This window comes from Acidiplasma cupricumulans, assembly GCF_001402935.1.
GTDB lineage: Archaea > Thermoplasmatota > Thermoplasmata > Thermoplasmatales > Thermoplasmataceae > Acidiplasma > Acidiplasma aeolicum.
The window spans coordinates 1-1,624 of record NZ_LKBH01000240.1 but is presented as its reverse complement, the minus strand read 5'-3'; the positions used below and the strand labels follow the sequence as shown (position 1 = coordinate 1,624).

Annotated in this window: 2 protein-coding genes; both read left to right on the top strand. The window is 29.6% G+C overall.

What is annotated here, in order from left to right; translation table 11 throughout:
- A partial coding sequence (locus tag AOG55_RS06565; RefSeq protein ID WP_156318788.1) for an ATP-binding cassette domain-containing protein occupies positions 1 to 844 on the top strand: 844 nt, incomplete at its 5' end.
- A 2-nt stretch (positions 845 to 846) separates the two neighbouring features.
- The gene (locus AOG55_RS06560; RefSeq protein ID WP_055041058.1) at positions 847 to 1,554 is read left to right on the top strand and encodes an ABC transporter permease; all 708 of its coding nucleotides are present in this window, start codon (positions 847 to 849) and stop codon (positions 1,552 to 1,554) included.
- Positions 1,555 to 1,624: the final 70 nt, after the last annotated feature.

Here is a 1,624-nt window from a genome sequence, read left to right as displayed (position 1 = left end):
TGTTCAGAAATTGAACTCTGTTACATTTATATTAATCAAATTAGGATTAATGATTATGGCCTTAATATATATTGAAAATCTGAAATACTCGTATGGCAATGTTAATAATAGCCTGAGGGATGTTAAATATGAATTACATAATGGAGAAAAAAATATAGTAATTGGCCCAAATGGATCTGGAAAAACAACATTTTTGAAATGCATTCTTGGCATTTTAAAGACCGAAAAAATGATAAAAATAGATAATAATTATGTTGAGAATATAAGAGAATATACTGCATTATCAACAAATATAAAGGATGCACTCCATCTTTCTGGCGACCTCTCTGTCAAAGAGTTTATAAAATATCAGATGAAGTTAAAATTAATTAAGGAGGATGCTGCCTTTAATATGCTTGCATATTTTAAATTGGACTCCCTGAAAAATAAAAGATTATCAGATCTGTCCACAGGCCAGGAAAAAATGGTGTATAATACAATTGCCCTTTCAGGTGATTATAAAATAATTCTTTTGGATGAACCCTTAAGTTCCATAGATCCTGATAGGGCAAGACTTTTAATTAATATCATAAATAAAAGTAAAAATTCATTTATAATAACAACCCATGATCTTGATCTTATAAAAAAAATTGAAGGTTCCACATTAAACATAATGGTTGATGGTAACCTATCGGAAAAAATAAGCCCTGGTGAATTAATATTTTCAATGAATGTAAATACCACAAGGCCGCAGGATAAATTTATAGAAATAAGGGGCAATGACAGGATAATATATCTTACATATGGTAAAGAAAACAATGTTATAAATAATATAGATGACCTATTATATTTATATGAGGTGTAAAAATGATATCAACGCTCTATAAAATTGGTATTATATCATATTTTAAAAATAGGAATTCATTATTCTGGAGTTTTGGATTTGTTCTGGTATGGGTCTTAATATATGCATATGGTTTCCCGGCACCATCCGGAACATATTTAAAATATACAGAATCCACATATATATCGTTCATATTGTTATTTGGAATAAGTGTATCCATGGCATCCGTGGTTTTTTACACAGTATCCATGAATCTATCGATACCCTATATTACAAGGTTTGATAGGGTAAAATCATATGAGGTATCGTTTTCAAATATATTATCGTCTCTAACATTTAGCATGGTAGTGGGCATTTTTGCCATAATATTTTCATTATTAATATTCAGGCTTAGATTTTCATCAGTATATATCAAAAATATATACATGCTGATATTTATATTAATCGTTATATCACTATTTTTCACACTTTTAGGCCTTCTTTTTTCATACCTGCTCAGCCTCTTAAATCAGGTAGGGTCGCTTAAATTTATTTCACAAATTCCAATGATCCTAACCTTTATTCTTGTGCTTGGACTGCAGATTTTCAGAAAGCCAGACCCTGATCTAATCTATTATTCACCATTCAATGCAATGTTTACTATAATAATTTATTCCTTAACAGGAAAAGCCGGAATTAATTATTACCATTCTGGATTAAATACAAATTTGCTATTAATATCCATATTATAGGGTGTCCAAACATACGTCAACTCACTATGTACATTATTTTCCTCCCTGAATTTCCGGTTATTTTATTGGC

Excerpts from the sequence above, each read along its gene's own strand:
- AOG55_RS06560 (WP_055041058.1), top strand. The coding sequence starts at position 847 with ATGATATCAACGCTCTATAAAATTGGTATTATATCATATTTTAAAAAT.